Source organism: Thermaerobacter nagasakiensis (assembly GCF_055396825.1).
Genome location: NZ_AP043740.1, coordinates 1996068 through 2020715, shown reverse-complemented (window position 1 = coordinate 2020715; position 24648 = coordinate 1996068). Strand labels below are relative to the sequence as shown.

The 24648-nt window shown below is 74.1% G+C and carries 18 protein-coding genes; 17 read left to right on the top strand and 1 reads right to left on the bottom strand.

The window, feature by feature from the left end; all coding sequences use genetic code 11:
• The first annotated feature begins 147 nt into the window (after window positions 1-147).
• The 14 genes from ACZ5T9_RS08610 (at window position 148) to ACZ5T9_RS08545 (ending at window position 16977) form a co-directional block, all read left to right on the top strand.
• Window positions 148-699, top strand: coding sequence for a hypothetical protein (locus ACZ5T9_RS08610; protein ID WP_464832644.1), 552 nt, complete (start codon window positions 148-150; stop codon window positions 697-699).
• Window positions 696-2369 (top strand): AAA family ATPase, encoded by a 1674-nt coding sequence (locus tag ACZ5T9_RS08605; protein ID WP_464832642.1) that lies wholly within the window; start codon window positions 696-698, stop codon window positions 2367-2369. Before ACZ5T9_RS08610 ends, ACZ5T9_RS08605 begins: the two co-directional genes overlap by 4 nt.
• Before the next feature lie 67 nt (window positions 2370-2436).
• Window positions 2437-3891 (top strand): competence/damage-inducible protein A, encoded by a 1455-nt coding sequence (locus ACZ5T9_RS08600; RefSeq protein ID WP_464832641.1) that lies wholly within the window; start codon window positions 2437-2439, stop codon window positions 3889-3891.
• Between the two features lie 232 nt (window positions 3892-4123).
• Window positions 4124-4522 carry a zinc ribbon domain-containing protein gene (locus ACZ5T9_RS08595; protein WP_464834419.1) on the top strand — a complete coding sequence of 133 codons (399 nt, stop codon included), beginning with the start codon at window positions 4124-4126 and terminating at the stop codon, window positions 4520-4522.
• Between the two features lie 335 nt (window positions 4523-4857).
• Window positions 4858-6378 carry a metallophosphoesterase family protein gene (locus ACZ5T9_RS08590; protein ID WP_464832639.1) on the top strand — a complete coding sequence of 507 codons (1521 nt, stop codon included), beginning with the start codon at window positions 4858-4860 and terminating at the stop codon, window positions 6376-6378.
• Window positions 6379-6549: 171 nt separating this feature from the next.
• On the top strand, window positions 6550-7365 hold the full coding sequence (gene thpR / locus ACZ5T9_RS08585; protein ID WP_464832638.1) for an RNA 2',3'-cyclic phosphodiesterase: 816 nt from the start codon (window positions 6550-6552) through the stop codon (window positions 7363-7365).
• Window positions 7366-7447: 82 nt separating this feature from the next.
• Window positions 7448-8470 (top strand): recombinase RecA, encoded by a 1023-nt coding sequence (gene recA, locus ACZ5T9_RS08580; protein WP_006904887.1) that lies wholly within the window; start codon window positions 7448-7450, stop codon window positions 8468-8470.
• 64 nt (window positions 8471-8534) lie between these two features.
• Window positions 8535-9230, top strand: a complete 696-nt coding sequence (locus ACZ5T9_RS08575; RefSeq protein WP_464832637.1) for a regulatory protein RecX — start codon at window positions 8535-8537, stop codon at window positions 9228-9230.
• A 571-nt stretch (window positions 9231-9801) separates the two neighbouring features.
• Window positions 9802-11346 carry a ribonuclease Y gene (gene rny / locus ACZ5T9_RS08570; protein WP_116901476.1) on the top strand — a complete coding sequence of 515 codons (1545 nt, stop codon included), beginning with the start codon at window positions 9802-9804 and terminating at the stop codon, window positions 11344-11346.
• A 149-nt stretch (window positions 11347-11495) separates the two neighbouring features.
• The gene (locus ACZ5T9_RS08565; RefSeq protein WP_464832634.1) at window positions 11496-12284 is read left to right on the top strand and encodes a TIGR00282 family metallophosphoesterase; all 789 of its coding nucleotides are present in this window, start codon (window positions 11496-11498) and stop codon (window positions 12282-12284) included.
• Between the two features lie 317 nt (window positions 12285-12601).
• The gene (locus ACZ5T9_RS08560) at window positions 12602-13615 is read left to right on the top strand and encodes a dipeptidase (RefSeq protein ID WP_006904883.1); all 1014 of its coding nucleotides are present in this window, start codon (window positions 12602-12604) and stop codon (window positions 13613-13615) included.
• A gap of 47 nt (window positions 13616-13662) precedes the next feature.
• The gene (locus tag ACZ5T9_RS08555; RefSeq protein WP_464832633.1) at window positions 13663-15462 is read left to right on the top strand and encodes a leucyl aminopeptidase family protein; all 1800 of its coding nucleotides are present in this window, start codon (window positions 13663-13665) and stop codon (window positions 15460-15462) included.
• Entirely contained in the window at window positions 15459-16325 is an 867-nt protein-coding gene (locus ACZ5T9_RS08550; RefSeq protein ID WP_464832632.1) for a PHP domain-containing protein, read from the top strand. Before ACZ5T9_RS08555 ends, ACZ5T9_RS08550 begins: the two co-directional genes overlap by 4 nt.
• A gap of 205 nt (window positions 16326-16530) precedes the next feature.
• On the top strand, window positions 16531-16977 hold the full coding sequence (locus tag ACZ5T9_RS08545; protein ID WP_006904880.1) for a hypothetical protein: 447 nt from the start codon (window positions 16531-16533) through the stop codon (window positions 16975-16977).
• Here ACZ5T9_RS08545 and ACZ5T9_RS08540 read toward each other — a convergent pair.
• The gene (locus tag ACZ5T9_RS08540) at window positions 16916-17347 is read right to left on the bottom strand and encodes an acyl transferase (RefSeq protein ID WP_464832630.1); all 432 of its coding nucleotides are present in this window, start codon (window positions 17345-17347) and stop codon (window positions 16916-16918) included. The two genes, ACZ5T9_RS08545 and ACZ5T9_RS08540, sit on opposite strands and share 62 nt — an antisense overlap.
• A gap of 254 nt (window positions 17348-17601) precedes the next feature.
• Here ACZ5T9_RS08540 and miaB point away from each other — a divergent pair, with 254 nt between their 5' ends.
• The 3 genes from miaB to mutL all read left to right on the top strand — a co-directional run bounded on the left by miaB (window position 17602) and on the right by mutL (window position 24647).
• Complete coding sequence (gene miaB / locus ACZ5T9_RS08535; protein WP_464832629.1) at window positions 17602-19158, top strand: tRNA (N6-isopentenyl adenosine(37)-C2)-methylthiotransferase MiaB; 1557 nt, start codon at window positions 17602-17604, stop codon at window positions 19156-19158.
• A 226-nt stretch (window positions 19159-19384) separates the two neighbouring features.
• On the top strand, window positions 19385-22498 hold the full coding sequence (gene mutS / locus ACZ5T9_RS08530; RefSeq protein WP_464832628.1) for a DNA mismatch repair protein MutS: 3114 nt from the start codon (window positions 19385-19387) through the stop codon (window positions 22496-22498).
• A gap of 10 nt (window positions 22499-22508) precedes the next feature.
• The gene (gene mutL, locus ACZ5T9_RS08525; RefSeq protein WP_464832627.1) at window positions 22509-24647 is read left to right on the top strand and encodes a DNA mismatch repair endonuclease MutL; all 2139 of its coding nucleotides are present in this window, start codon (window positions 22509-22511) and stop codon (window positions 24645-24647) included.
• Window position 24648: the final 1 nt, after the last annotated feature.

Sequence of the window (24648 nt, the reverse complement as noted above, 5' to 3'; positions counted from 1 at the left end):
TTTACGCTGCTTGACCGCGATCCAGCGCCGCTTCTCGTACCCGGTGCGGCGGCCTTCGCCGCTTCTGAATCGATGCACCCCGGTGGGAACGGGATGTTCCCCGGTTCGTTGATCACGGCATCGCCCAGAGCGGCTGCTGGGGCGACGATGGGGTTGAAGCGCATGTTTGGACGACCGCTGGAAATCCGCTGGGTGGCCCTGACCGCGGCCATCACCCTGGGGGTCCTCCTGCTGGCCAGCCTGTTCTACCAGGAACAGGCCAAGGCAGCGCCCCTGGAGCGGGATCTGGCCGGCGTGCCCGGGGTGGCGGCGGTGGCGGTGGAACGGGATGCCGGCCGCTGGCACGTGCGCGTCCAGCTGGGCAGCGTGGACCTTTTCCCCGCCACCTACCGGGAACTGCGGGAGCGGGCTGACCGGCGCCTGGGTCCCGGCCAGTACGACTTGGAGCTGGCCGACCGCCGGACGCCCGAGCTGGAGCAGGCGTTCTACGAGGTGAGCTACTACGTAGAGGAAGGGCGCAGCCGGGGCGACTATGCCGAAGCCGCCCGCCAGGTGGAAGCCGCCGGCCGGCGCCTGGGCCTCGACCGCGCGCGGCTGTACGTCGACGCCGAGTTCCTCTACCTGGAGCTGGCTCGCGGCGACGGTGTCCTGTATTCCGTCATGCCCCTGCGGCCGGAGCAGGAGGTGACGGCCCGGTGAAGGAGCGCTGGCTGGAGATCGCCGTCGGCGTGGGGGCCGGGGTGCTGGCCTTCTTCCTCCTGCGGCTGCCCCTGGCCCAGTGGCTGCCCCTGCTGGTGCTGGCCGGCGTGCTGCTCTACGTGTTCCGGTCGGGCCTGTTGCCGGCAACGGGGCGCGGGCCGGCGGCGCGGGCCGTCGAGTCCACGGGCGTCACCTTCGACGACATCGGCGGGCAGGCGGCGGCCAAGCAGGAGCTGAAGGAGGCCCTGGAGTTCCTGCGCCGGCCCAAGGAGGCGCAGCGCTTCGGCATCCGGCCCATCAAGGGCATCCTGCTGGCGGGACCGCCGGGCACCGGCAAGACCCTGCTGGCCAAGGCGGCGGCCACCTACACCGACTCGGCCTTCCTGGCCACCTCGGGTTCGGCCTTCGTCGAGGTGTACGCGGGGGTCGGCGCCCAGCGGGTGCGGGAGGTCTTCGCGGAGGTGCGGCGGCTGGCGCGGCGCCAGGGCAAGCAGAGCGCCATCCTGTTCATCGACGAGATCGAGGTGCTGGCGGGGAAGCGGGGCCGGCACACCTCGCACCTGGAGTACGACCAGACCCTGAACCAGCTGCTGGTGGAGCTGGACGGCATCGGGTCCGATGACGACGTGCAGGTGCTGGTCATGGCGGCGACCAACCGGGTCGACTTGATGGACGATGCCCTCTTGCGGCCCGGCCGGTTCGACCGCATCGTGCGGGTCGAGCTGCCCGACCGGGAGGCGCGGGAGCAGGTGCTGCGCATCCACATGCGCGGCAAGCCCCTGGCCGCGGACGTCGACCTGGGCCAGGTGGCCCAGGAGACCTTCGGCTTCTCCGGCGCCCACCTGGAGAGCGTGTGCAACGAGGCCGCCATCCTGGCCATGCGGGCGGGAGCGCCGGCCATCACCATGGAGCACCTGCGCGAGGCCATCGAAAAGGTGATGATGGGCGAGCGCCTGGACCGGCGGCCCGGGGAGGAGGAGCGGCGGCGGATCGCCGTGCACGAGTGCGGCCACGCCCTGGTGGCCGAGCTCTTGCGCCCCGGTTCGGTGGCCAGCGTGACCATCGCCTCGCGGGGGCAGGCGCTGGGCTACGAGCGCCAGCGCCCCGACGAGGACCGGTTCCTCCAGACCCAGGACCAGATGGAGGACACCATCTGCATCGCCCTGGCCGGTTCGCAAGCCGAGAGGCTGCTTTTGGGGCGGCCCAGCACCGGCGCCGCCGCCGACTTCCAGCAGGCGGTGGAACTGGCCCGGCGCATGGTGGAAGACGGCATGACACCCCTGGGGGTGGTGGCCCGGGACGTGTTGCCGCCCGCGGCGCTGCACCGGGCGGTGAGCCGGGTGCTGCGGCGCCAGGAACTGCGGGCCCGGGCGCTTTTGGGCGAGTTCAGCGACGGGCTGCGGGCGGCGGCCGAGGCCCTGCTCGAGCGCGAGCGGCTGACCTCGGCCGAGTTCCGGCGGCTGGTGGGCCTGCCGCCCCTGCCGGGCGGCGCCGCGGGCCGCACCGCGGAGGAAGCCGCCGGCGGCGGCCCGGGCCCGCGGGACGGCGGACCGGCGGGTGGCGGCCCGCGGCCGGAGGGGTCCGGCGGGCCGCAGGACGGCAGTTCCGGCCGGGACGAACCCGGCCCCCGGGGCCGGCGCAGCGCGCCGCAGGACACGGCCGGCGATTGAAGGGACGGTCCCAAGGGCAGAGCGCCGCGGGGGCGGGCCGGTCACCGGGATGGGCAGGGGGCGACGGATGGACATGGACGGGCCAGCGCGGGACGGCACGGGCACCGGCACGGGCGGGGCCGGCGCCGGGGGGACCGGGGCCGGCCTCAACGCTGAGATCGTCTGCGTGGGCACGGAACTGCTGCTGGGCGAAACCCTCAACACCCACGCCGCCTTTCTTTCCCAGCGGCTGGCGGAGTACGGCATCGACGTCTACCACCATGTCACCGTGGGCGACAACCCCGCCCGGCTGGAGGCGGCCCTGCGCCAGGCCGCCGGCCGGGCGGGCGTCGTCATCGTCACCGGCGGCCTAGGCCCCACCGGCGACGACCTCACGCGGGAGGCCATCGCCCGGGTGACGGGCCGTCCCCTGGTCCTGGACGCCGGTGTGCTGGAGGGGATCGAGCGCTACTTCGCCGCCCGGGGCCGGTCCATGGCCCCGGGCAACCGCAAGCAGGCGCTCTTCCCGGCGGGCAGCGCCATCCTTCCCAACCCCAACGGCACCGCCCCGGGATTCGTCCTGGAGTGGGAGGGTGGCCGCTGGTTCGTCGCGTTGCCCGGGCCGCCCCGGGAGCTGCGCCCCATGGTGGACGGCCCGCTGGTCCCCTACCTGGAGCGGTGGAGCCGCCGGGCGGGAGGCATGCGCCTGGTGCGGCGGGTGCTCCGGGTCGCGGGGCTCGGGGAGAGCGAGGTGGAGCACCGGCTGGCGGACCTGTTCGCCCGGCAGCAGCGGGTGACCCTGGCCACCTACGCCAGGGACGGGGAGGTCCACGTGCGGCTGGCGGCCAAGGTGCCCCTTCCTCCCGGGGCAGAACCCGGCGGCGCGCCGGGGCGGGACCCCGGGGCGCCCGCCGCCAGCGCGGGCGCGTCGCCCTCACCGGAGGCGGCCGCCGCCTCCGCCCTGGCCGAGCTGGAGGCGGTGGCCGCGGCCATCCGCCAGCGCCTGGGCATCCACGTCTACGGCGAGGATGACCAGACCCTGGAGGCGGTGGTGGGGGAGCTGCTGAGGCGGCGGGCCGAAACGGTGGCGGTGGCGGAGTCCTGCACCGCCGGGCGGGTGGCCGACCGCCTCACCGCCGTGCCGGGAAGCTCCGCCTACTTCCTGGCCGGCGTGGTGGCGTACGCCAATGCCGCCAAGGTGCTGGCCCTGGGGGTCAGCCCCCACGACCTGGCGGCCCACGGCGCGGTGAGCGAGGTGGTGGCCCGGGCCATGGCGGCGGGCGTGCGGCGCATGTTCGGAGCCCACTGGGGCGTGGCCACCACGGGCATCGCCGGTCCGGGCGGCGGTACGCCGGAAAAGCCGGTGGGCACCGTCTACGTGGCCGTCGCCGGCCCGGGAGGAAGCCGGGTGGAACGCCACCGCTTCCTGGGCGACCGTGACACCGTCAAGACCCGCTCGGCCCAGGCGGCCCTGCTGCTGCTCTACCGGGCCCTGGTGGAAGGCCTGGAGGCCGGGAACGCCGGGGCCGGGGGCCCGGCCTGACGGGCCCCGCGCCCCGGCGTCCCGCCGGGGGTCCATTGCCGGACCGGCCCGCGCGGCCCACCGTGCATCCCTCCCGCGGCTTCCCCACAAACCCTTCCCGGACGTCCCCGGCCCGCCGGGCCGGACGGAGCCGCCATCCCCCGACGATCCCGGCGGTGTCGGGACCCCGCTGCCGGCCCTTCCACCCGTCCCCGGTGCGGCCCTCCCTAACCAGGTGCGGCCACCGGTGTCAATGGGTGCCGGGGCGGGCATGCTGAAGAACCGGCGGCGGGCCCGGGTGCTGGCCGATGCGGCCCTGGCGGAGATCCGCCGCCAGCTCAGCTACAAGTGTCCCTGGCTCGGGGCGGTCCTGGTCGAAGCGCCGCCCTTCGATCCCAGCAGCAAGCGTTGCTCGCGGTGCGGTGCGGTCAAGCCGTCGCTGCCGCTTTCGCAGCGCGTTTTCCGCTGTGAGGAATGCGGGCTCGTGCTCGACCGGGACGAAAACGCAGCCCGCAATCTCGCGGCCCTGGCGGCCGCCGTCGCCGGGAGTGGTCCGGAGACGGAAAACGCCCGTGGACGGGATGGAAGACCTGCCGCAAGGCAGGCGATCCCGGAGGAAGCGGGAAGCCGGCACCGGCGCATGGCCGGGTAAGACCGGCACCGCCGATCCGCAAGAATCGGCTGCCTGAAGCAGATGATGATGTTTCAGGTAACGGTCACGGTAAGCATGGCACGGTGCCAGAGTCGAAGGAAGGGCGCCCGGCCCGCCAGGTCGGACCCTCCCGCTCCGCGGCCGGCGGGTACCGGCCCGGCCTCGCGACCCGGTGAGGAGCGGCCGCCGGAAGGCTGGCGGGGGCCGCCGGCACGTCCGGCGATCCTGCCGGGCGGGTGCTGCGGGATGGCTGTGGCCTGGGGCGTTCGGGTGGGCGGGGGTGCCACCCACCGGCCGGCCGGAGCGGCGGGGCGCCCGTGAGGGGAGGAGCGGGCTTGCCGGGCAGGCAAGGGAATTCCCCGCGGCCTGCGCCATCGCGGGTCTTGCGCCTGTGGCAGCGGCGCCTGGTCGTGATCCTGGCGGCTGCCGCCGGGGCCTACCTGGCCATGGTGGCCGGTTCGGCCGCCCGGGTCAGCTTGGGCCCCTTCGGCGTGGCCGTGGCGGCCCGTCCGGCATGGCAGGGGCTGACCGAAGTGGCCATCCCGCCCCTGGGCCGGGTGCGCGCAGCCACCCACGCCGCTCCCCTGGAGCTCGAGGTGCGGCTGGAGACCGTCGATATCCCGACCCTGGGCCGGCTGCTGGAGCACCGGGGCACCCGCGGCCTGGTGGACAGCCTGCGCCAGCAGGTCGGCAGTGTGGCGCGCCGGTTTGCCCTGCGCCTGGTCCTGCTGGGTGTCCTGGGCGGCGGGCTGGCCGGGTTCGTCCTGGCTCGGCGGCGCTGGCGCCGGATCGGCGTGGGGGCGGCGGTGGGCCTGCTGGTCGGTGGCGGCCTGGTGGTGGCCACGCAGCAGACCTACGATCCGGGCGCCTTCCGCCAGGCGGAGTACAGCGGCGCCATCACCGCGGCGCCCTGGCTGCTGGACGTGTTCACCCGCACCCCGGCCAAGGTGGAGGCCTTCAGCCGCCAGATGGAGGTGCTGGTGGGCCGGTTGAACGACCTCTACCAGGGGATCGAGGTCCAGCAGGCGGTGGTGCCCCAGGACGAGAGCCTGCGGGTGCTCGTCGTCTCGGACCTGCACAACAACCCGGCAGGGGTCCGGCTGATCCGGGAGATGGCCGCCAGCTTCCGTCCCGACCTGATCCTGGATGCGGGCGACGTGGCGGACTGGGGCACCGCGCCGGAAGCCCGCCTGGTGGCCGAGCTGGCCGATCTGGAGGTTCCTTACTACCTGGTGCCGGGGAACCACGACTCTCCCCAGTCGCTCGGCGCCCTGGCAACCCAGACCGGTGTCCAGATCCTGGAGGACGGCCTGGTCACCCTGCCCGGCGGGCTGCTCCTGGCCGCCAGCCGGGATCCGGCCAGTCACCGCGTGTCCCCCGCCATGGGCCGGCCGGCGGAGATCGAAGCCCAGGTGGGGGCGCTGGAGAGCCTCCTCCAGACGGCGCCGCGGCGCCCGGACATCCTGGTGGTCCACAACCCCGTGGTGGCGGGCCGGTTCCGGGGACGGGTCCCCGTCCTGGTCAGCGGCCACACCCACGTCCAGCGGGTGGACGACACCCCGCAGGGCCTGTTCCTCAACCCGGGTTCCACGGGGGCCGCCGGCCTGCGCGGCCTCACCGCGCCGCGGGAGATCCCGTACGGCCTGCTCTTGCTGACCCTGGTGCCGGCGCCGGGCGACGCTCCGGGCTGGGTGCCCATCGCCGTCGACGCTGTCGAGGTCTTTCGCCTGGCGTCCACGGGCTTCACCCTGCAGCGCTACGTGGTGGACGGCCGGCCGGATGCTCCCGTCTCCTTCCGGGAACGGCCTTCCCTGCCCCTGGAGGAGTTGCCCGCGGGCGGCGGCGACGGCCCCTGACGACGCCCGGACCGCCCGCCGGACCGGCCTCCGGCCGGCCGCCTAGCCTCCGCTGCCCCGCACCCCGCCGCCCCGGAGCGCCACGGGATGCAGGTTGCCTCCGGCGCAGGATTCGACGCCGGCATGTCAAACTATTGTTCGGTGCCGGGCCCGCCGGGGAGGTGCGCGGTCTTGCCGCAGGGTCGCTCGCCGGCCCCGCCAGCCCGAGCCCGTCTGGAGGTGGCGGCCATCGACAGGAACCGGCAGTCCCTGCCGGCGGAGGGGACGAACGCGGCCGCCCCGCGACCGGTCGCGGCCGCTCGGGCGGACGGCGGGTCCCGGCCTGTGCCGGCCCGCATCCCCATGCCGGCCCGCATCGCGGCCGGCGGGGACGGCGAAGACCACTGGCGGCTGTTCATCGCCGTGCCCGTGACGGGCCCGGTGGCCGGGGCGCTGCAGGCCTGGATGGCCGCGGCCCGCCGCCAGCGGCCCGGGCTCAAGTGGGTCCGCCCCGGGGACCTGCACATCACCTTGCGGTTTCTGGGGAACCGCCCCGCGGCCAGCATTCCCTCCCTGGTGGCAGCCGGGGCGAGGGCGGCGCGGGAGGCGGCCCCGCTGGACGTGGAGGTACGAGGGGTCGGCGGCTTTCCCGCTGCCGGCCGGGCCCGCACGTTGTGGGCCGGAGTGGGTGAGGGAGCCGCCGCGCTGGCCGCCCTGGCGGCCAGCCTGGAGACGCAGCTGCTGGCGGTGGCGCCCGACCTGGATCCGGTGCAACAGCCCTTCCAGGCCCACATCACCCTGGCCCGGGTCCGTGGCGGCTGGATCGACCTCGACCACTGGCCCCATGCCGCGGCGGTGCGGCAACAGGACTGGGGCCGGCTGCCCGTGCGGGCCATGGTCCTGTTCCGCAGCCAGCTGCATCCTGGCGGGCCGGTGTACACGCCGCTGCACCGCTGGCCCTTGGGGGAGGCGGCCGCCGGCCTTGACGAGCCCCCTGCCCCACGGTAAGGTAGAAACTGGAAATCCATGGCGGGATTCGGCAGGCCGTGACCTGCGGGCTCGGGTGCGGCCGGAGACGGAGGCGACGCCCATGATCGAGCGGGAGCGGGCCCTGGAGATGGCCCTCAACCAGATCGAGAAGCAGTTCGGCAAGGGCTCCATCATGCGCATGGGAGAAGCCTCGGCGCGCCTGAACGTCGAGGTCATCCCGACCGGCTCCCTGGCTCTTGACATCGCCCTGGGAGTCGGCGGCATGCCCCGGGGCCGGATCATCGAGATCTTCGGGCCGGAGGCGTCGGGCAAGACCACCGTGGCCCTCCACGTGGTGGCGTCCGCCCAGCGGTCCGGAGGGGTGGCCGCGTTCATCGACGCCGAGCATGCCCTGGACCCGGTCTACGCGGAAAATCTCGGGGTCGACATCAACAACCTGCTGATCTCCCAGCCGGACACGGGCGAACAGGCCCTGGAGATCGCCGAAGCCCTGGTGCGCAGCGGCGCGGTGGACGTGATCGTCATCGACTCGGTGGCCGCCCTGGTGCCCCGAGCGGAGATCGAAGGGGAGATGGGCGACGCCCACGTGGGCCTCCAGGCCCGGCTCATGTCCCAGGCCCTGCGCAAGCTCACCGGAGCCATCGCCAAGTCCAGGACCTGCCTGATCTTCATCAACCAGATCCGGGAGAAGGTGGGGGTGATGTTCGGCAATCCCGAGGTGACGCCCGGCGGGCGGGCCCTGAAGTTCTACGCCTCGGTTCGGCTGGATGTACGCCGGGTGGAGACGCTCAAGCAGGGCGGGGAGATGATCGGGATTCGCGCCCGGGCCAAGGTGGTGAAGAACAAGGTCGCCCCACCCTTCCGCCAGGCGGAGTTCGACCTGCTCTACGGCAAGGGCATCTCCCGGGAGGGCGACCTGCTGGACATCGCCACCCAGCACGGCATCATCGAGAAGGCGGGCGCCTGGTATTCCTACGGGGACACCCGCATCGGCCAGGGCCGGGAGAACGCGCGGGAGTACCTGGTGCAGCACCCCGAGGTGGCCGATGCCATCGAACGGCGGCTGCGGGAGCTGCTGAGCCTGGGCGGCATCCGGGCCGCCACGGCCAACGAGGACGAGTGAAGGCACCTGAGAAGGGCCTCACGGCGAGCGGCCTCGTAGGCGCCCGGCAAGGGGAGGGACCGCATTGGCCGGTGCGAGACCGGGATCCGGGGGCGCGGGGGAGGCTGGAGAGGAGCCGGCCGGGAGGGCTCGAGCGGGCGGGGGCGCCAGGTGGAACCGGCCGGCGGGGGGCGCCGGCGATGGCGGAAGCGAGGAACTGGGCCTGGACCAGGCCCTCGCCCTGGCCCTGCGCTGGTTGGGCTTCCGGGCGCGTACGGCCAGGGAGATCGCCCGGCGGCTGCAGGACCGGGGCTTCCCGGAGCCGGTGGTGGCGGCCGTCCTGGATCGCCTGCAGGGTTGGGGCTACATCGATGACCGGCGGCTGGCCCGGGACCAGGTGGAAGGGGCGCGGGTTCGGCATATCGGACCCCTCCGCCTGCGGGCCGAACTGCTGCGCCGCGGGATCGCGCCGCCCCTGGCCGACCAGGTCCTGGCCGAAGGATGGCCGGAAGGGGCCGAGCTGGAGCAGGCGCGCCAGCTGGCCCGCCAGCGCTGGGCGCAACTGAAGGGGAGCCCGGCCCGCAGCCAGGGTGCGGAGGCCCGCCTGCATCCCGGGGACCGGCCCGGCAGCGACCCGCGCCGGCGGGCTGCGGGGCGGCTGTACCGGTACCTTCTGGGCCGGGGATTCCATGCCCATGTGGCGGAGAAGGTGGTGCGCGAGCTCGTCGGTGACCTTCAGGACGGGGCGGGCGGGGGGACCGGCTCCCACCGGTCCATGTAGGCCCGGGGCACCGCCCAGGCCCGCGCCGAACCCTGACGCGGGTGCCCGGGAGCGGCGGCCGGGAGGCGGGCCCGGTGGCAGGTGGCCGGAGGTCACCGGTGCAGCGCTGGATGGGGGGCGATCCGCGCGGCCTTGCCGCTGCGGGTCTTTTTTATCGGCTCCTGCAGCTTTATCGGCTCCGGCAGCGAGCCCGCCCGGCCCCCGGCCGCCGGCTGCGGAGGGGACGGCCGGCGGCACCCGCCCGGTCAGGGAGCGGCAGGGAGGCCTGGCCGCGGTTCCCTTGACATGGCTTTCCCGCAGCCCCTAGAATGAATTATCGGGATGACTCGAAAACGCGACCACGCATCCGCCTTTTGACGAAAATCGGCGATAATCATGAAATATGTCCGAAACCTGGGCGTAACAAGGAACGGATTGCCGGTCCCCGTCCCGGCCCCCACGGGGTTCGGGGCGTGCGTCGGAGTGGTCAGCGCGCCGAGCCGGGTCCCCGAACTCGGCTTTTTTGTTACAGGGACCCCAGCGCCGGCGGGGACCGGGGGACTGCTGGTCGTGGCCCGAGGGAGTGAAAGGGATGGTGTCGACAGCCATCGTCGTCCTGATCGTGCTCGTCACCGTCGTCATCGCCGGGGCGGCGGGCTACGTGATCCGGAAGCTGGTGGCCGAAAGCCGGATCGGGTCTGCCGAGGCTCTGGCCCGACAGCTGGTGGAGGAAGGGCGTAAGGAAGGCGAGGCGCGCAAGCGCGAGGCCCTGCTGGAGGCGAAGGAAGAGGTTCACAGGCTGCGGACCGACTTCGAGCGCGAAACCCGGGAGCGGCGCCAGGAACTGCAGCAGCTGGAGCGCCGCCTCCTCCAGAGGGAGGAGGCGCTGGACCGCCGGGCCCGGCAGCTGGACGAGCGGGAAGAGCTCATGCGGGCCCGGGAGCGGGACCTGGACCGGGCGGAGGAGCTGGTGGAAGAGCTCCGCCTGCGCCAGATGACGGAGCTGGAGCGCATCGCCGGGCTGAGCCGGGAGGAGGCGCGGGAGTACCTGCTGGCTCAGGTCCAGCAGGAAATGCGCCATGACCTGGCCGTGATGATCCGCGAGATGGAGGAAGAAGCCCGGGCGGAAGCCGACCGGCGGGCCCGGGAGATCATCGCCACCGCCGTCCAGCGCCTGGCGGCGGAGTACGTGCCGGAGCTGACCGTCTCGGTGGTGGAGCTGCCGGGAGATGAGATGAAGGGGCGGATCATCGGCCGGGAGGGCCGCAACATCCGCCACTTTGAGGCGCTTACCGGCGTCGACCTGATCATCGACGACACGCCGGAAGCGGTGGTGATCTCCTGCTTCGACCCCATCCGGCGGGAGATCGCACGGATGACCCTGGAGAAGCTCATCGCCGACGGCCGCATCCACCCCGCCAAGATCGAGGAGATGTACGCCAAGGCCGTCCAGGAGATGGACCAGCGCATCCAGGAGGAAGGCGAGCGCGCCTGTTACGAGGTGGGCGTGCACAACCTGCACCCCGAGCTGGTCAAGCTCCTCGGCCGGCTGGCCTTCCGCACCAGCTACGGCCAGAACATCCTGCAGCACTCCATCGAAGTGGCCCACCTGTGCGGCCTCATGGCGTACGAACTGGGGGCCGACGTCAACGTGGCCCGGCGCGCCGGCTTGCTGCACGACATCGGCAAGGCCCTGGACCACGAGATGGAGGGCACCCACCTGACCATTGGCATGGAGATCCTGCAGAAGTATCATGAGTCCGAAGAGGTCATCCATGCCATGTCCTGCCATCACGGCGACTTCGAGCCCAGGACCATCGAGGCGGTGATCGTGACGGCGGCCGACGCCCTGTCGGCGGCCCGGCCGGGTGCCCGGCGGGAGACCCTGGAGGCTTACATCCGGCGGTTGCGGCAGCTGGAGGAGATCGCCAGCAGCTTCGAGGGCGTGGCCAAGGCCTACGCCATCCAGGCCGGGCGGGAGGTCCGGATCATGGTCCACCCGGACAAGGTGGATGACGCCGAGGCCTATCTGCTGGCGCGGCAGATCGCCAAGCGGATCGAGCAGGAGCTGCAGTACCCGGGCCAGATCAAGGTGACGCTGATCCGGGAGACGAGGGTGACGGAGTACGCGCGTTGAGGCAAGGCGGCCCAATGGGCGGCCGGGGGCCGCCCATTGGGCCGCGCAGGCAGCCGGGGTGTGACAGGGCGCGCCGAAACGGCGGGCGGGGCCCGCCGTTTCGGCGCGCCGCGGCTTTTCAACCCAGAGCCAGGATAGGGGGCACGGGCGTGCGGCTACTGTTCATCGGCGATGTGGTGGGCCGGGCGGGGCGGCGCATGCTGCGGGACCACCTGGAGACCCTGATCGAACAGCATGCCATCGAGCTGACGGTGGTTAACGGCGAGAATGCCGCCGGCGGGTGGGGCCTGACCCCGGACACCGCCGAGGAGATCTTCGCCGCGGGGGCCGACGTCATCACCCTCGGCAACCACTGGGCCGATCGCAAGGAGATCCTGCCCTACCTGGACCGCCACCCGCGGGTGCTGCGCCCCCTGAACTGGCCCGGTCGCCCGCCGGGCCGGGGGCTGGCCGTGGTGGAGGGGCGCAGCGGCTGCCCGGTGGCGGTGGTGTGCCTCATGGGCCGGGTCTTCGCGGACAGCCTTCTGGACGACCCCTTCGCCGCGGCCGATCAGGCCCTGGCCGAGCTGGCCGGCCAGGCCACGGCCATCCTGGTGGACTTCCACGGCGACGCCACGTCGGAGAAGCAGGCCATGGCCTGGTACCTGGACGGGCGGGTCTCGGCGGTGCTGGGCACCCACACCCACACGGCCACGGCCGACGAGCGGGTGCTGCCAGGGGGCACGGCCGCCATCACCGACGTGGGGATGACGGGACCTCGGGATTCCGTCATCGGCTTCCGGCCCGACCTGGTGATCCAGCGGCTGCGCACCCAGCTCCACGTGACCCTGGAGGTGGCGCCCGGCCCGCGCATGCTGTGCGGCGTCATCGTGGACGTGGACCGCGACACCGGCCGGGCTGTGGCCATCGAGCGCATCCGGCTGGAGGATTCCGGCTGAGGGCGCGGGCCGCCCCCGGTCCGCCTCCGGCCGGACCGTTCCCCGGAGCGCGGCCACGCTGGGGCCGCCGCCCCGTCAGGGGCTGCGACCACCGCCGCCGCGGTGCCGGGGAGGCCCGTCCGGCAGGATGGGGCCGGCCCCGGTCCGACGCTTGCCCGGCACACCGGCATGGTGGCGGAAGGGAGGCCTCCCGCTGGAGCCGGCCCCTGCCGCCCCTGCCGCCCGGCTACCCTGGCTCGCCCCCAGCCGGCCCCGCCGGCCGGGGCGAGGCCCGCCGCTTGCCTGCGGTGCGACCCACCCATCAGGAGGCGAAAGCCATGCCCTATACGCCCTACGGCCCCATCGTGGATGCCCATGTCGACACCGTCCTGGATCTGGCCGCCGGTCGCCGGCGGCTGGGCGAGCGTTCCCACCAGGGCCATGTGGACCTGCCCCGCCTGGAAGAGGCCGGCGTCGGCGTGCAGGTCTTCGCCCACTATATCGAACCCGTTTACAAGCCCCATGCCGCCCTGGTCCGCTTCATGGAGCTTTACGACGTGTTCCTCAGGGAGGTGGCCCGCCACCCCGACCGGATCACCGTGGTGACCACCGTCGCCGAGCTGGATCGCGCCCTGGCGGCGGGGAAGGTGGCTGCCGTCATCGGCATCGAGGGGGGCGAGGCCCTGCAGGGCCGGCTGGGCATCCTGCGCCTGCTCCAGCGCCTGGGGGTTCGCTTGATCGGCCTGACCTGGAACGAGCGCAACGACCTGGCCGACGGAGCCGGTGACGCCCGCAGCGGGGGCGGCCTTTCCCAGCTGGGGGAGCAGGTGGTGCGGGAGATGAACCGCCTGGGCATGGTGGTGGACGTGAGCCACCTCTCCGATGCCGGCTTCTACGACGTCCTGGCCGTATCAAGCCAGCCCGTGGTGGCCTCCCACTCCAACTGCCGGGCCCTTTGCCCCCACCCGCGCAACCTGACCGACGACCAGATCCGCGCCCTGGCCGCCCGGGGGGGTGTGATGGGGATGAACTTCTTCGCCCGGTTCCTCCGGTCCGAGGGCCCCGCCACCATCGACGACGTGGTTCGACATATCGAACATATCGCCGCCCTGGTGGGCCCCGCCCATATCGGCCTGGGTTCCGATTTCGACGGCATCAGCGAGACGCCCCAGGGGCTGGAAGACGTCACCCGCCTGCCACGGCTGGTCGAGGCGCTGCTGCGACGCAACTGGAAGGAAGAACACCTGCGCTGGATCCTGGGTGAGAATTTCCTCCGGGTCTTCCGCCAGGTGTGGTCGGCGGGTGAGCCGGCCTACCCGGTGCCGGAGGACCCGGCCGGCGGAGCCCGCTGAGGGGAATCTTGACCCGGGGAGGGGATGGCATGTTGGGAGGGAATGGCATGCGCACGCCGGAGGTCGCCTTTCGCGTGGCGCCGGTGACGGAGGTGGCCGCCGACGCCGTGGTGGTCAACCTGTTTGAAGGGGTCACGGTGCCGGGCGGCGCCACGGGGGCGGTGGATCAGGCGCTCCACGGCGCGATTCAGGAAGCCATCGCCGCCGGAGCCCTGCGCGGCCGGCTGGGGGAGGTGCTGGTGCTGCCCACCCTGGGCCGGCTCCCGGCCCGCTGGGTGGTGGTGGCGGGCCTGGGCCCGCGGGAGGAGTTCGGCCGCGTGGCAGTCCGGACGGCCTCCGCCGCCGCGCTGCGGGCAGCGAAGAAGCACGGCTGCCGCTCGGTGGCCACCATCGCCCACGGCGCCGGCATCGGCGGTCTGGACCCGCAGCTGGCTGCCCTGGCCACGGTGGAGGGTGCCCTCCTGGGCCTGTACCGCTACCGGCCCGAGGGGCCCGGAGGGCAGTCCGGAGCAGGCGGCGAGGCAGCGGGTGGCGGCAGGGGCGCGGCCGGTATGGGCGGCGCCCTGGCCCATGGGGACAGCGGGGAAGGGGCCGCCGGGTCCTGGGCCGGATCCGCCGCCCGCCAGGCGGGGTCCGGCGCCCCGGCCGGGGCAGGCCCGGAGACGGCTCCCGAAACGAGCCACGCCCTGGGCCTTCTGGGGGCGGCCGTCGACCCCACGGGGCGCCGCGGCGGCCGGCCCCTGGGACGGCGCGGCCGCGCCGCCGACGAAGGCGACGGGCCCGGCGTCGAGCAGATCTGGCTGGTCGACCGCACCGGAGCGCAGCAGCAGGCGCTGGAGCGCGGCCTGCAGGAAGGGCGCATCCTCGCCGAAGCCGTCATCACCGCTCGCCAGCTGGGCAACCGGCCGGCCAACGACCTGACGCCGGCCGGCCTCGCCCAGGCGGCCGCGCGCCTGGAGGATTTGCCCGGCGTGCAGGTGGCCGTCCTGGACGAGGAGGAGCTGCGGCGGCGCGGCTTCGGGGCGATCCTGGCCGTGGGCCAGGGCAGCGCCCAGCCGCCGCGGCTCATCGCCATCGACTACGTGGGGCCGGGGCGGGATGGGTCGGAACCGCCCGACGCCGCTTTCGTCGGCAAGGGCGTCACCTTCGACACGGGCGGCATCTCCCTCAAGCCCCGGGACGGCATGGAGGACATGAAGTTCGACATGATGGGCGCGGCGGCCGTCATCGGGGCGCTGGAGGCCGTGGCCCGGCTGGCCCTGCCCGCCCGGCTGCTGGGCGTGGTGGCCGCGGTGGAGAACATGCCCGGCGGCCGCGCCTTCAAGCCCGGTGACGTGATCACCACCTACGACGGCACCACCGTGGAGGTGAACAACACCGACGCGGAGGGGCGCCTGATCCTGGCCGATGCCCTGGCCTACGCCCGCGAGCGGGGCGCCCGCCGGCTGATCGACCTGGCGACCCTGACCGGTGCCATGGTCATCGCCCTGGGGCACCACGTGGCGGGGCTGTTTGCCAACGACGATGCCTGGGCAGCGCGGGTGCTGCGGGCCGCGGGCGCCGCCGGCGAGCCCCTGTGGCGGCTGCCTCTGGTCGCGTCGTATCGCGAGCGGCTGCGCAGCGAGTATGCCGACCTGCGCAACACCGGCGGCCGGCCCGCCGGGTCCATCACCGCGGCCCTGTTCCTCCAGACCTTTGCCGGCGACACGCCCTGGGCGCACCTGGACATCGCCGGGGTGGCCTGGTCCGACCGGGTCGAGGGCGATCACGGCAAGGGGGCCACGGGCTACGGCGTCCGCACCCTGGTGGAACTGGCCCGCAACCTGGCGGCGGGGGGACGGGCATGACGCCGGAGCGGGGTGGGGCCGACCTGCACACCCACACCACCGCCTCCGACGGCACCGTCACTCCCCGGGAGCGCATCCGCATGGCCCGGGAGGCGGAGCTCGAGTTCGTCGGCATCACGGACCACGACACCCTGGCCGGCCTGCCGGCGGCCCGGGAAGCGGCGCGGGAGGCCGGGGTGGTTCTGGTGCCGGGGGTCGAACTCAGCACCGACGTCGACCTGGGGAGCCGCCGGGTGGGCGTGCACATCCTGGGGTACTGGGTCGACGAGGCCGCCGAGCCCCTGGTGCAGCTTTTGGCGCGCCGGAGGGCCTCGCGGGAGCAGCGGCTGGCCCGCATGTTGCAGCGCCTGGCGGAGGCCGGGATCGTCCTGGATGAGGAGCGGATCCGGGCCATGGCCCAAGGGGGCGCCATCGGGCGCCCCCACGTGGCCCGGGCCCTGGTGGAGGCCGGGGTGGTGGCCACGGTGGCCGAGGCCTTTGAGCGGTACCTGACGCCGGGCAAGCCGGGCTACGTGCCCCGCGCGCCCCTGGCGCCGGAAGAGGCCATCGCGGCCATCCGGGCCGCGGGGGGCGTGCCCGTCCTGGCCCATCCGGGCCTCCTGCCCAGCCGCCTGCAGGGGCTGTGGCCGGCCTGGAAGCGGATGGGCCTCGCAGGCGTCGAGGTCTATCATTCCAAGCACAGTCCCGGGCAGGCCGCGGACTTCCTGGCGCGGGCGCGCGAGCTGGACCTGGTTCCCACCGGAGGGTCCGACTGCCACGGGCCCCAGCCGGGACAGCCTGCTCTGATGGGGCGGGTGCGGGTTCCGCGGGAGTGGGTGGAGCGGCTGGCCGCCCGGGCGGCCGATCCCGAGCATACGTTCTAGAGATCCTGGAGGTGTCCGGCGGGTCCGGCCGCACCTTCTCGACCCACCTTTCCGGCACCGGGAGCGCGCTCCCGGGCGCCCTCCCGGCCGGCGGCCGAGGCAGGCCCGGGGCCGGGGCCAGGGCAACCCTCCACGCCGGGTCCAGGACGCCCAATGCATGGACCCGCCGCCCCCCGCATAATCCTCCCCCTGGGAGGTAAGGCCCGTGAAGCGTGAGGCCCGATGGTCCAAGCCCCCGGGCGGGCCGCGGAGCGCGCCACCGGCGTCCCGGCCCGGCGGAGGGGGCCAGTGGCCCGCTGCCGGGGACCCGCCCCCGGCATCCCGGCCGGCGGAACGGGTTCCGGTACCCGCCCCGCAAGAACCGGTCCCGGCGGGCGCCGGGCAGGCGGGTGCGCCGGCGGGGCCGGCCGGTGCCGGGGACTGGCAGGTCCGGATCCTCTTGCTGGAGCGGCGGGTCGTGACCCTGCGCCGCAGCCGCCGGGTGCTGCTCGAGCTGCTGGCGACCCAGCAGGCCCGTTACGAGGCGGAGGTCAGCCGGCTGCGCCGCCGGGTGGACGAGCTGGAGCGGCAACGGCAGCGGCTGCTGGCCTTCATCCGCCGGCGGCGGGTCCTGCCTGGAAAGGCGGCGGCAAGCGGCGGGCCGCCGCGGTGAACATGGACTCCGGACCCGCGAAGCCGCAAAGTTCGCACCGCACCGTCAGGTCCGGCTCCCCGCCGGCCGCGGTGGCCAGCGCCGGTCCTGCCCGCCACTCCTCCACCTGCCCCGTGTGGGCGTTCTTCCGCACGGACCAGGTCAGCGGCCACAGCAGGGTGAAGGAGGCCCGGTTGCCGGTGCAGCGCGGGCACGCGTAAGGCGGCCGCCGGGTCAGGGCGGGCAGGGCCGCCTGCCAGGCGGCGGTGTCGCCGGCCGCCACCGCAGCGCCAGGCTCCGTTCCGGCCGCCGGAGGCGTCCCGCCGGCGTGGGCGGCCGGGGAAAGCCCCCCTTCGGGCATTGTGCCGGTTTCCACCCCAACCACCTCCATCCCGGATCGTCCATCGCCTAGAATGCCCCTGGATCGCCCAGCCAAGCCGGCCGGGCAACCGGCGCCGGCCGAGGGCCACGGCAGCACCGGAGCTTCCCTGGCCAGGGTTCGGTCCGCAACGGCGGGCAGGCCTGCCACGGCCTGCAGCGCCTGCGACGGCCCTGCAACGGCCTGCATGCCGTACCAGCCGCTGCATTGCCCACGGGTGCCCGCAGCGCCCATAATGAACGAAGGTACAAAGGAGGAAACGAGCCATGGAGACCCTGCCCCTGATCCCGCGGCCGGGGGCGGCAGGCACCCAGGACTACCGGGTGCTGCAGGCCCAGTGGGCCACCCGCTACGGCGCCTACCGGGACGAGCAGAACGTCTGGCGCCTGGCCGACGGCCGCACCCTGGCCGAGTCGATCTTCGGCAAGCCCCACCCTGCGTACAAGATCCTGACCTGGGGCTGCCAGATGAACGAGCGCGACAGCGAGATCCTGGCCGGCCAGCTGGAAGAGATGGGCATGGTCCCGGCCGGCCTCCTGGACGACGCGGACCTGATCCTGCTCAACACCTGCGCCGTGCGGGAGACGGCGGAGGAGAAGGTCTTCGGCACCATCGGCTACCTGAAGGTGCTCAAGCAGAAGAACCCGGACCTGATCCTGGGCCTGTGCGGCTGCATGGCCCAGGAGGAGGCCACCATTCGCCGCATCCAGCGGTACTATCCCCACGTGGACCTGGTGTTCGGCACCCACAACGTCCACCAGCTGCCCCAGCTGATCGAGCGGGTGCGGCGGGAAGAGGGGATGGTGGTCGACGTCTGGCAGGCGGCGGAGGGCGTGGTCGAACACCTGCCCTCGCGGCGGGCCGGGGGCGTCAAGGCGTGGGTCAACATCATCTATGGTTGCGACAAGTTCTGCACCTTCTGCATCGTGCCCACCACCCGCGGGCGCGAGCGCAGCCGCCGCCCGGAAGACGTCATCGCCGAGGTGGAGTACCTGGCCGCCGAGGGATACAAGGAGGTCACCCTGCTGGGCCAGAACGTCAACTCCTACGGCAAGGACTTGGGCATCGGGTTCGATTTCGCGGACCTGCTGGCCCGGCTGGACCAGGTTCCGGGAATCCGCTGGATCCGGTACACCACCTCCCACCCCCGGGACTTCAGCGACAAGCTGATCCGGACCATCGCGGAGTCCGACAAGGTGACGGAGCACTTCCACCTGCCGGTGCAGTCCGGTTCGAACCAGGTGCTGCGCTGGATGAACCGGCGCTACACCCGGGAGCACTACCTGCGCCTGATCGAGAAGATCCGGGAGGCGGTGCCCGACGCCTGCATCACCACGGACATCATCGTCGGGTTCCCCAAGGAGACCGAGGAAGACTTTCGCCAGACCCTGGACCTGGTGCGGCAGGTGGAGTACGACAACGCCTTCACCTTCATCTACTCGCCCCGGGAGGGGACGCCGGCCGCCCGCTGGCCCCAGCTGCCGCGGGAGGTCAAGCAGGAGCGGCTGGAGCGGCTGATGGAGGTGCAGTACGAGATCAACCTGCGGAAGAACAAGCGCCTGGTGGGCCAGAGGGCCGTGGTCCTCATCGACGGGCCCAGCAAGAAGAACCCGCAGGTCCTCAGTGCCCGCACCCGCACGAACAAGCTGGTGCTGGTGCCGGGCGACGCCGCCTGGGCCGGCCGCTTCGCCCGGGTGGAGATCACCCGGGCCCAGACCTTCACCCTGGAGGGGCGGCTGCTGGAACTCCTTCCGGACGACGCGCCCGAAATCGGGCGGCACGGGCAGTTCTCGCCCTACAGCGCTGCGGCCCGGGGGGCCTGACCCGGTCGGGGCGCGGCGGGCAGTGCGGCCGTCCGGGGAGCTGTGGTAACAGCCGGTTCCGGCTCCGGGAACGGTGCGCGGACCGCGGCGGGCTCCGGGCCGATCCCGGGCAGGCAAGGGGCGCCGCTGGGCGGGAGGGGAAGCGCTGCGGCGGGGGTGGCAGGCTGCAATCATGGCGCAGGCTGACGAGCCTCAGCAGGGCAGGTCGGGCCGGGAAACCCCGATGATGCGTCAGTACCGGGAGTGGAAGGAGCGCTACCCGGACTGCATCCTGTTCTTCCGCCTGGGCGACTTCTACGAGATGTTCGGCGACGACGCCCGCCTGGCCGCCAGGATCCTGGACATCACCCTGACCTCCCGGGAGACGGCCAAGGGCGAGCGGGTGCCCATGTGCGGCGTGCCCTACCACGCCGTCGACCAGTACCTGCCGCGCCTGGTGGAAGCGGGCTACCGGGTCGCCATCTGCGAGCAGGTGGAGGATCCGCGGCTGGCCCGGGGGCTGGTGCGCCGGGAGGTGGTGCGGGTCGTCACCCCCGGCACCCTCTGGTCGGCGGCGGGACGGGACGAGAGCCGGTACGTGGCCGCCCTGGCCCTCGACCCGGATCCGGCCACCCGGCCCGCGGGTAATGGCCGGGTCCCGGCTCCGCAGCCGGCAGGCAGCGGCCTTGAGACCGGCAGCGCCGCGGGGGCACCGCGGGTTCTGGGGCTCGCCTACGCCGACGTGTCCACGGGCGAGTTCACCATCGCCCAGCTGGCCGGGGACGACCCCCTGCGCCTGGCCCTGGACGAGCTGGCCCGGCTGCAGGCGGCCGAGTGCCTGCTGGGACCGGGGCTGGAGGGACCTGGCGCCGCCGGGCTGGAGCAGACCCTGCGGGAGCGAGGCTGCACGCTCACCCGCACCGAGGCCGGTCCCTGGCGCCTCCGGGAAGCCGCCGCCGCCCTGGCGGCCCAGTTCGGCCGGCCGGCGGTCGACCAGGCCCGGGCGGAGACCGGGGCCGCCGCCTTGAGCGCGGGCGGCGGGCTCCTGGCCTACCTCCGGGCCACGCAGAAGGTGGACCTGGAGCACCTGCGCCGGCTGCGGACCGATGCCCTGGGACAGTGGCTGGCCATCGACGCCAACAGCCGCCGGAACCTGGAGCTGGTGCGCCGGCTGCGGGACGGCTCCCGCCAGGGCACCCTGCTGGACGTGCTGGACCTGACGGAAACGGCGATGGGCCGGCGACTCTTGCGCCAGTGGATCGAGCGTCCCCTGGTGGACCCTGCGGCCATCTCCGCCCGGCTCGATGCGGTGGAGGCCCTGGTGCGCGACCCCTTCCTGCGGGCCGGGCTGCGGCAGCAACTGGCCGGCATGCAGGACCTGCCGCGTCTTTTGGGCCGGGTGGGCTACCAGCAGGCCAACGCCCGCGACCTGCTGGGCATCGCCCGCGCCCTGGAGCGGCTGCCGGAGCTGGCAGCGCAGCTGGAGGGAGCCGCCGGGGCCGGCCCCCTGGGCCGGCTGGAGGCCGTCCGCCAGGCCCTGGATCCCCAACTGGCGCGCCTGGCCGCCCGGTTGCGAGGGGCGCTGGTGGACGATCCGCCCACCGGCATCACCGAGGGCGGGCTGATCCGGGACGGGTTCCACCCCGAAGTGGATGCCCTGCGCCAGGCCATGGCCCAGGGCCGCCACTGGATCGCGGCCCTGGAGGCCCGGGAGCGGGAGCGCACGGGCATCAAATCCCTGAAGGTGGGCTTCAACAAGGTCTTCGGGTACTTCATCGAGGTGACCCGGGCCAACCGCCACCTGGTGCCTCCCGACTACGAGCGGCGGCAGACGCTGGCAGGGGCCGAGCGTTTCGTCACCCCGGAGCTCAAGGCGATGGAGAGCCGGATCCTGGGGGCGGAGGAACGCCTGGCGGCCCTGGAGCACCAGCTGTTCCTCGAACTGCGGCAGGAGGTGGCCGCAGCCATCCCCCAGCTGCAGGCCACCGCCGACGCCCTGGCCGAGCTGGACGTGCTGGCCGCCCTGGCCGAGGCCGCGGCCCGGTACGGGTACGTGCGCCCCAAGCTGGCCGCCGACCGCCGGCTGCGCATCAAGGCAGGGCGGCACCCCGTGCTGGACCGGACGCTGGAGGGCCGGTTCGTCCCCAACGACATCGACCTGGACGGCGAAGAGGAACGGGTCATGCTGATCACCGGCCCCAACATGGCCGGCAAGAGCACCTTCATGCGCCAGGTGGCCCTCATCGTCATCATGGCCCAGATGGGCAGCTTCGTGCCGGCCGCCGAGGCGGAGATCGGCCTGGTTGACCGGATCTTCTGCCGGGTAGGGGCCAGCGACGACCTGGCCTCGGGCCAGTCCACCTTCATGGTGGAGGTGGCGGAGACGGCCCTGGCCGTGCACCACGCCACCCCCCGCAGCCTGATCCTGCTGGACGAGATCGGCCGCGGCACCAGCACTTTCGACGGCATCGCCATCGCCCGGGCGGTGATCGAGTACATCCACGACCGCATCGGGGCCCGCACCCTGGTGTCGACCCACTACCACGAGCTGACGGGCCTGGCGGCCACGCGCCCCGGGATCCGCAACTACCACGCCCGGGTGGTGGAGGAAGGGGACGGCATCCGCTTCCTCTGGCGCATCGCGCCCGGCGGCGCCGATCGCAGCTACGGCATCAATGTAGCCCGGCTGGCGGGGTTGCCGGTGGAGATCGTGGAGCGGGCCAAGGCCATCCTGGCGGAACTGGACCGGCGGGCCGGGCCGCGGCAGATCTCCCTGGCCGACCTGATGGCGCAGCCCGTGGGGGCTCCGCCGTCCCGGTACGAACCCGGCACCGGCGCCGCCGGAGCGGCGCCGCCGGCTGGGGTCCCCGGCTCCGGCGGCGGCAGCCCGCCCGGCGCGCCGCAACCGGGCGCCGCAGCGGGGGAGACCGGCGGGAGGGCCACCACCGGGCGGGCCGGCGGCGAGGCGGCGGGGACCGCGGGCCTCGGGCCGGGCTCGCCGGCAGGGGCGCCGGGTACCGCCGGGGCGCTGCCGGGCTGGTCCCAGGCTGCCGCTGCCCGGGAGCCCGGTACGGGGGAGCCTCCCGGCCCGGCCGGGGTCTTGGGGACGGGGCCCGGGGCCCCCGGTGCGGTCCCCGCACCTGCCGCCCCGCCCGCCACCGCCCCCGGCGCGGGGGACGGGGCGCCGGCCGCCGGGGGGACGGCGGCCTCCGCCGCCCCGCCCGCAGGGGAGCGCCTGGCGAGGGCCTGGCTCGAGCAGCTGGCCCGGCTGGATCTGGTCCGCCTGACGCCGCTGGATGCCATGAACCTGCTCTACGCCTGGCAGCGGCGGCTGAAGCGGCTCGCGGAGGGCGGCGAATAGGAGGAGGCCCATGGGCAGGATCCGGCGCCTGGATCCCCAGGTGATCAACCAGATCGCCGCCGGCGAGGTGGTGGAACGGCCCGCCTCGGTGGTCAAGGAGCTGGTGGAGAACAGCCTGGATGCCGGCGCCCGCCGCATCCGCGTCGACGTGGCGGAGGGCGGCCTGCGCTCCATCACCGTGTCCGACGACGGCTGCGGCATGGACCCCGACGATGCCCTGCTGGCCGTGGAGCGCCACGCCACCAGCAAGATCAGCCGCCTGGACGATCTGGCCCGCGCCGGTACCCTGGGCTTCCGGGGCGAGGCCCTGGCGGCCATGGCCTCGGTGGCCCGCCTGGAGCTGGTCACCCGGCCGCCGGCGGCGGAGGGCGGCTTCCGCGTGGTGGTCGAAGGCGGCGCCCAGCGCAGCGCCGGGCCCTGGGCCAGCCCGCCCGGCACCCGGGTCACCGTGCGGGACCTGTTCTTCAACACGCCGGCCCGGCGCAAGCACCTCAAGGGGCCCGTGGCCGAGTTCGGCCGCATCGCCGACGTGGTCACCGCCCACGCCCTGGCCCGGCCCGACGTGCGCTTCGAGCTCTGGCACAACGGCCGGGAGGTGCTGCGCACCTCCGGCAGCGGCGACCCGGCGGTGGCGGTGCTGGAGTGCTTCGGGCCCGACGTGGCCGCCGGCCTGATCCCGGTGACGGCCGCCGGCGACGCCTGCCGGATCGAGGGTTACGTGGGGGCCCCGCGCATCGCCCGGGCCAGCCGGGCCTGGCAGTTCTTCAGCATCAACCGCCGGCCCGTCCAGGTGCCGAGCCTGCGCTTCAGCCTGGAGAACGCCTACCGCCACCTGCTGCCCGCCCGCCGCTACCCCGTGGCCGTGCTGGCGCTGACGGTGCCGGGGGAGGAGGTCGACGTCAACGTCCACCCCGCCAAGCTGGAGGTGCGCCTGGTGCGGGAACGGGCGGTGGCGTCCCTGCTCTACCGGGCGGTGGAGAGCGCCCTGGCCGAGCGGGACCTGCTGCGTCCTGCGGCGCCGGGCCCCTTCTATGCACCCTCTCCTGGAGACCCCGGCGAGCGGTTCACGCCCCCCAAGGGGCCCTGGGGCAATGGGGAAGGCCCCTGGCGCCCGGGGTCGCCCCGGTGGGTGCGGGGGGCGTCGTGGGCGGTGCGGCCGGGGAGCGGTCGAGCTCCCGAAGTGGCGTCCGGAGGGGCGGCGGGAGGGACGGCGGAGGCCGCGGCGGAAGCGGCGGCAGCCTATGAGGGGGCCACGGCCGCCTGGCTGGAGGTCTTCCGCCGGGGGGAAGAACCCCACGGGACCAGGGCGGCGCGCGGGCCACGAGCGGGACAGGCCGGTACTCCCGGGGAGACGTTCGAGCCCGCGCCGCAGCCGCCCGGCGAGGGGTGGGGGAGTCCGGGCGCCCGGAGGGACGACCCCGCCGGTGGAACGGGCAGCCCGGCGGCCGGGACCGGGCCCCTTGCCCGGGAGGAGGAGGTGCCCGACGGAGCGCGGCAGCCGGGCGTGGGGCCCGCGGGCCCCACACAGGACGCCCGGGATCTGCTGCTGCGCCTGGAGCCCCTCGGCCAGGTGGCGGGGACCTACCTGGCCTGTGCGGGACCCGACGGCCTGTACCTGGTCGACCAGCATGCCGCCCACGAGCGGATCTACTTCGAGCGGTTCCTGGCCCAGGGAGCCGGCCAGGCCGGCGTGCCCGCCCAGCTGCTGGCCGTCCCCGTGGTGCTGGACCTGCCGGCATCGGAATACGCGCTGCTGCTCGAGCAGGCGGCCGCCGTGGCCCGCATGGGCTTTCAGATCGAGCCCTTCGGGCCCCGCTCCGTCGCCGTGCGGGCGGTGCCGGCCGCCCTGGCCGACCGGCCGGCGCCGTCCCTGCTGGCCGACCTCCTGGCCCGGCTGCTGGCCGAGGCGGTCCGCGGCGGGGGGGAGGAGGCGCCGGTCCTGGACACCGACCGGGCGGCCCGGATCCTGGCGGCCTGCAAGGCGGCCATCAAGGCGGGGGACCGGCTTCACCCCCAGGAGATGGCCCAGCTCCTGGCCGACCTGGCGCGCTGCCGGCAACCCTATGCCTGTCCCCACGGCCGGCCCACGGTGATCCGCGTGGGGGTCGACGAGCTGGAGCGCCGGTTCGGCCGGCGGGGCGGGGGGTGAG

What these genes read in the sequence shown, in the direction of transcription:
- ACZ5T9_RS08610 (WP_464832644.1), top strand. Translation starts at nt 148, where the DNA reads ATGGGGTTGAAGCGCATGTTTGGACGACCGCTGGAAATCCGCTGGGTG.
- ACZ5T9_RS08600 (WP_464832641.1), top strand. Translation starts at nt 2,437, where the DNA reads ATGGACATGGACGGGCCAGCGCGGGACGGCACGGGCACCGGCACGGGC.
- ACZ5T9_RS08595 (WP_464834419.1), top strand. Translation starts at nt 4,124, where the DNA reads ATGGGTGCCGGGGCGGGCATGCTGAAGAACCGGCGGCGGGCCCGGGTG.
- recA (WP_006904887.1), top strand. Translation starts at nt 7,448, where the DNA reads ATGATCGAGCGGGAGCGGGCCCTGGAGATGGCCCTCAACCAGATCGAG.
- rny (WP_116901476.1), top strand. Translation starts at nt 9,802, where the DNA reads ATGGTGTCGACAGCCATCGTCGTCCTGATCGTGCTCGTCACCGTCGTC.
- ACZ5T9_RS08560 (WP_006904883.1), top strand. Translation starts at nt 12,602, where the DNA reads ATGCCCTATACGCCCTACGGCCCCATCGTGGATGCCCATGTCGACACC.
- ACZ5T9_RS08555 (WP_464832633.1), top strand. Translation starts at nt 13,663, where the DNA reads ATGCGCACGCCGGAGGTCGCCTTTCGCGTGGCGCCGGTGACGGAGGTG.
- ACZ5T9_RS08550 (WP_464832632.1), top strand. Translation starts at nt 15,459, where the DNA reads ATGACGCCGGAGCGGGGTGGGGCCGACCTGCACACCCACACCACCGCC.
- ACZ5T9_RS08540 (WP_464832630.1), bottom strand. Translation starts at nt 17,347, where the DNA reads ATGGAGGTGGTTGGGGTGGAAACCGGCACAATGCCCGAAGGGGGGCTT.
- miaB (WP_464832629.1), top strand. Translation starts at nt 17,602, where the DNA reads ATGGAGACCCTGCCCCTGATCCCGCGGCCGGGGGCGGCAGGCACCCAG.
- mutS (WP_464832628.1), top strand. Translation starts at nt 19,385, where the DNA reads ATGCGTCAGTACCGGGAGTGGAAGGAGCGCTACCCGGACTGCATCCTG.
- mutL (WP_464832627.1), top strand. Translation starts at nt 22,509, where the DNA reads ATGGGCAGGATCCGGCGCCTGGATCCCCAGGTGATCAACCAGATCGCC.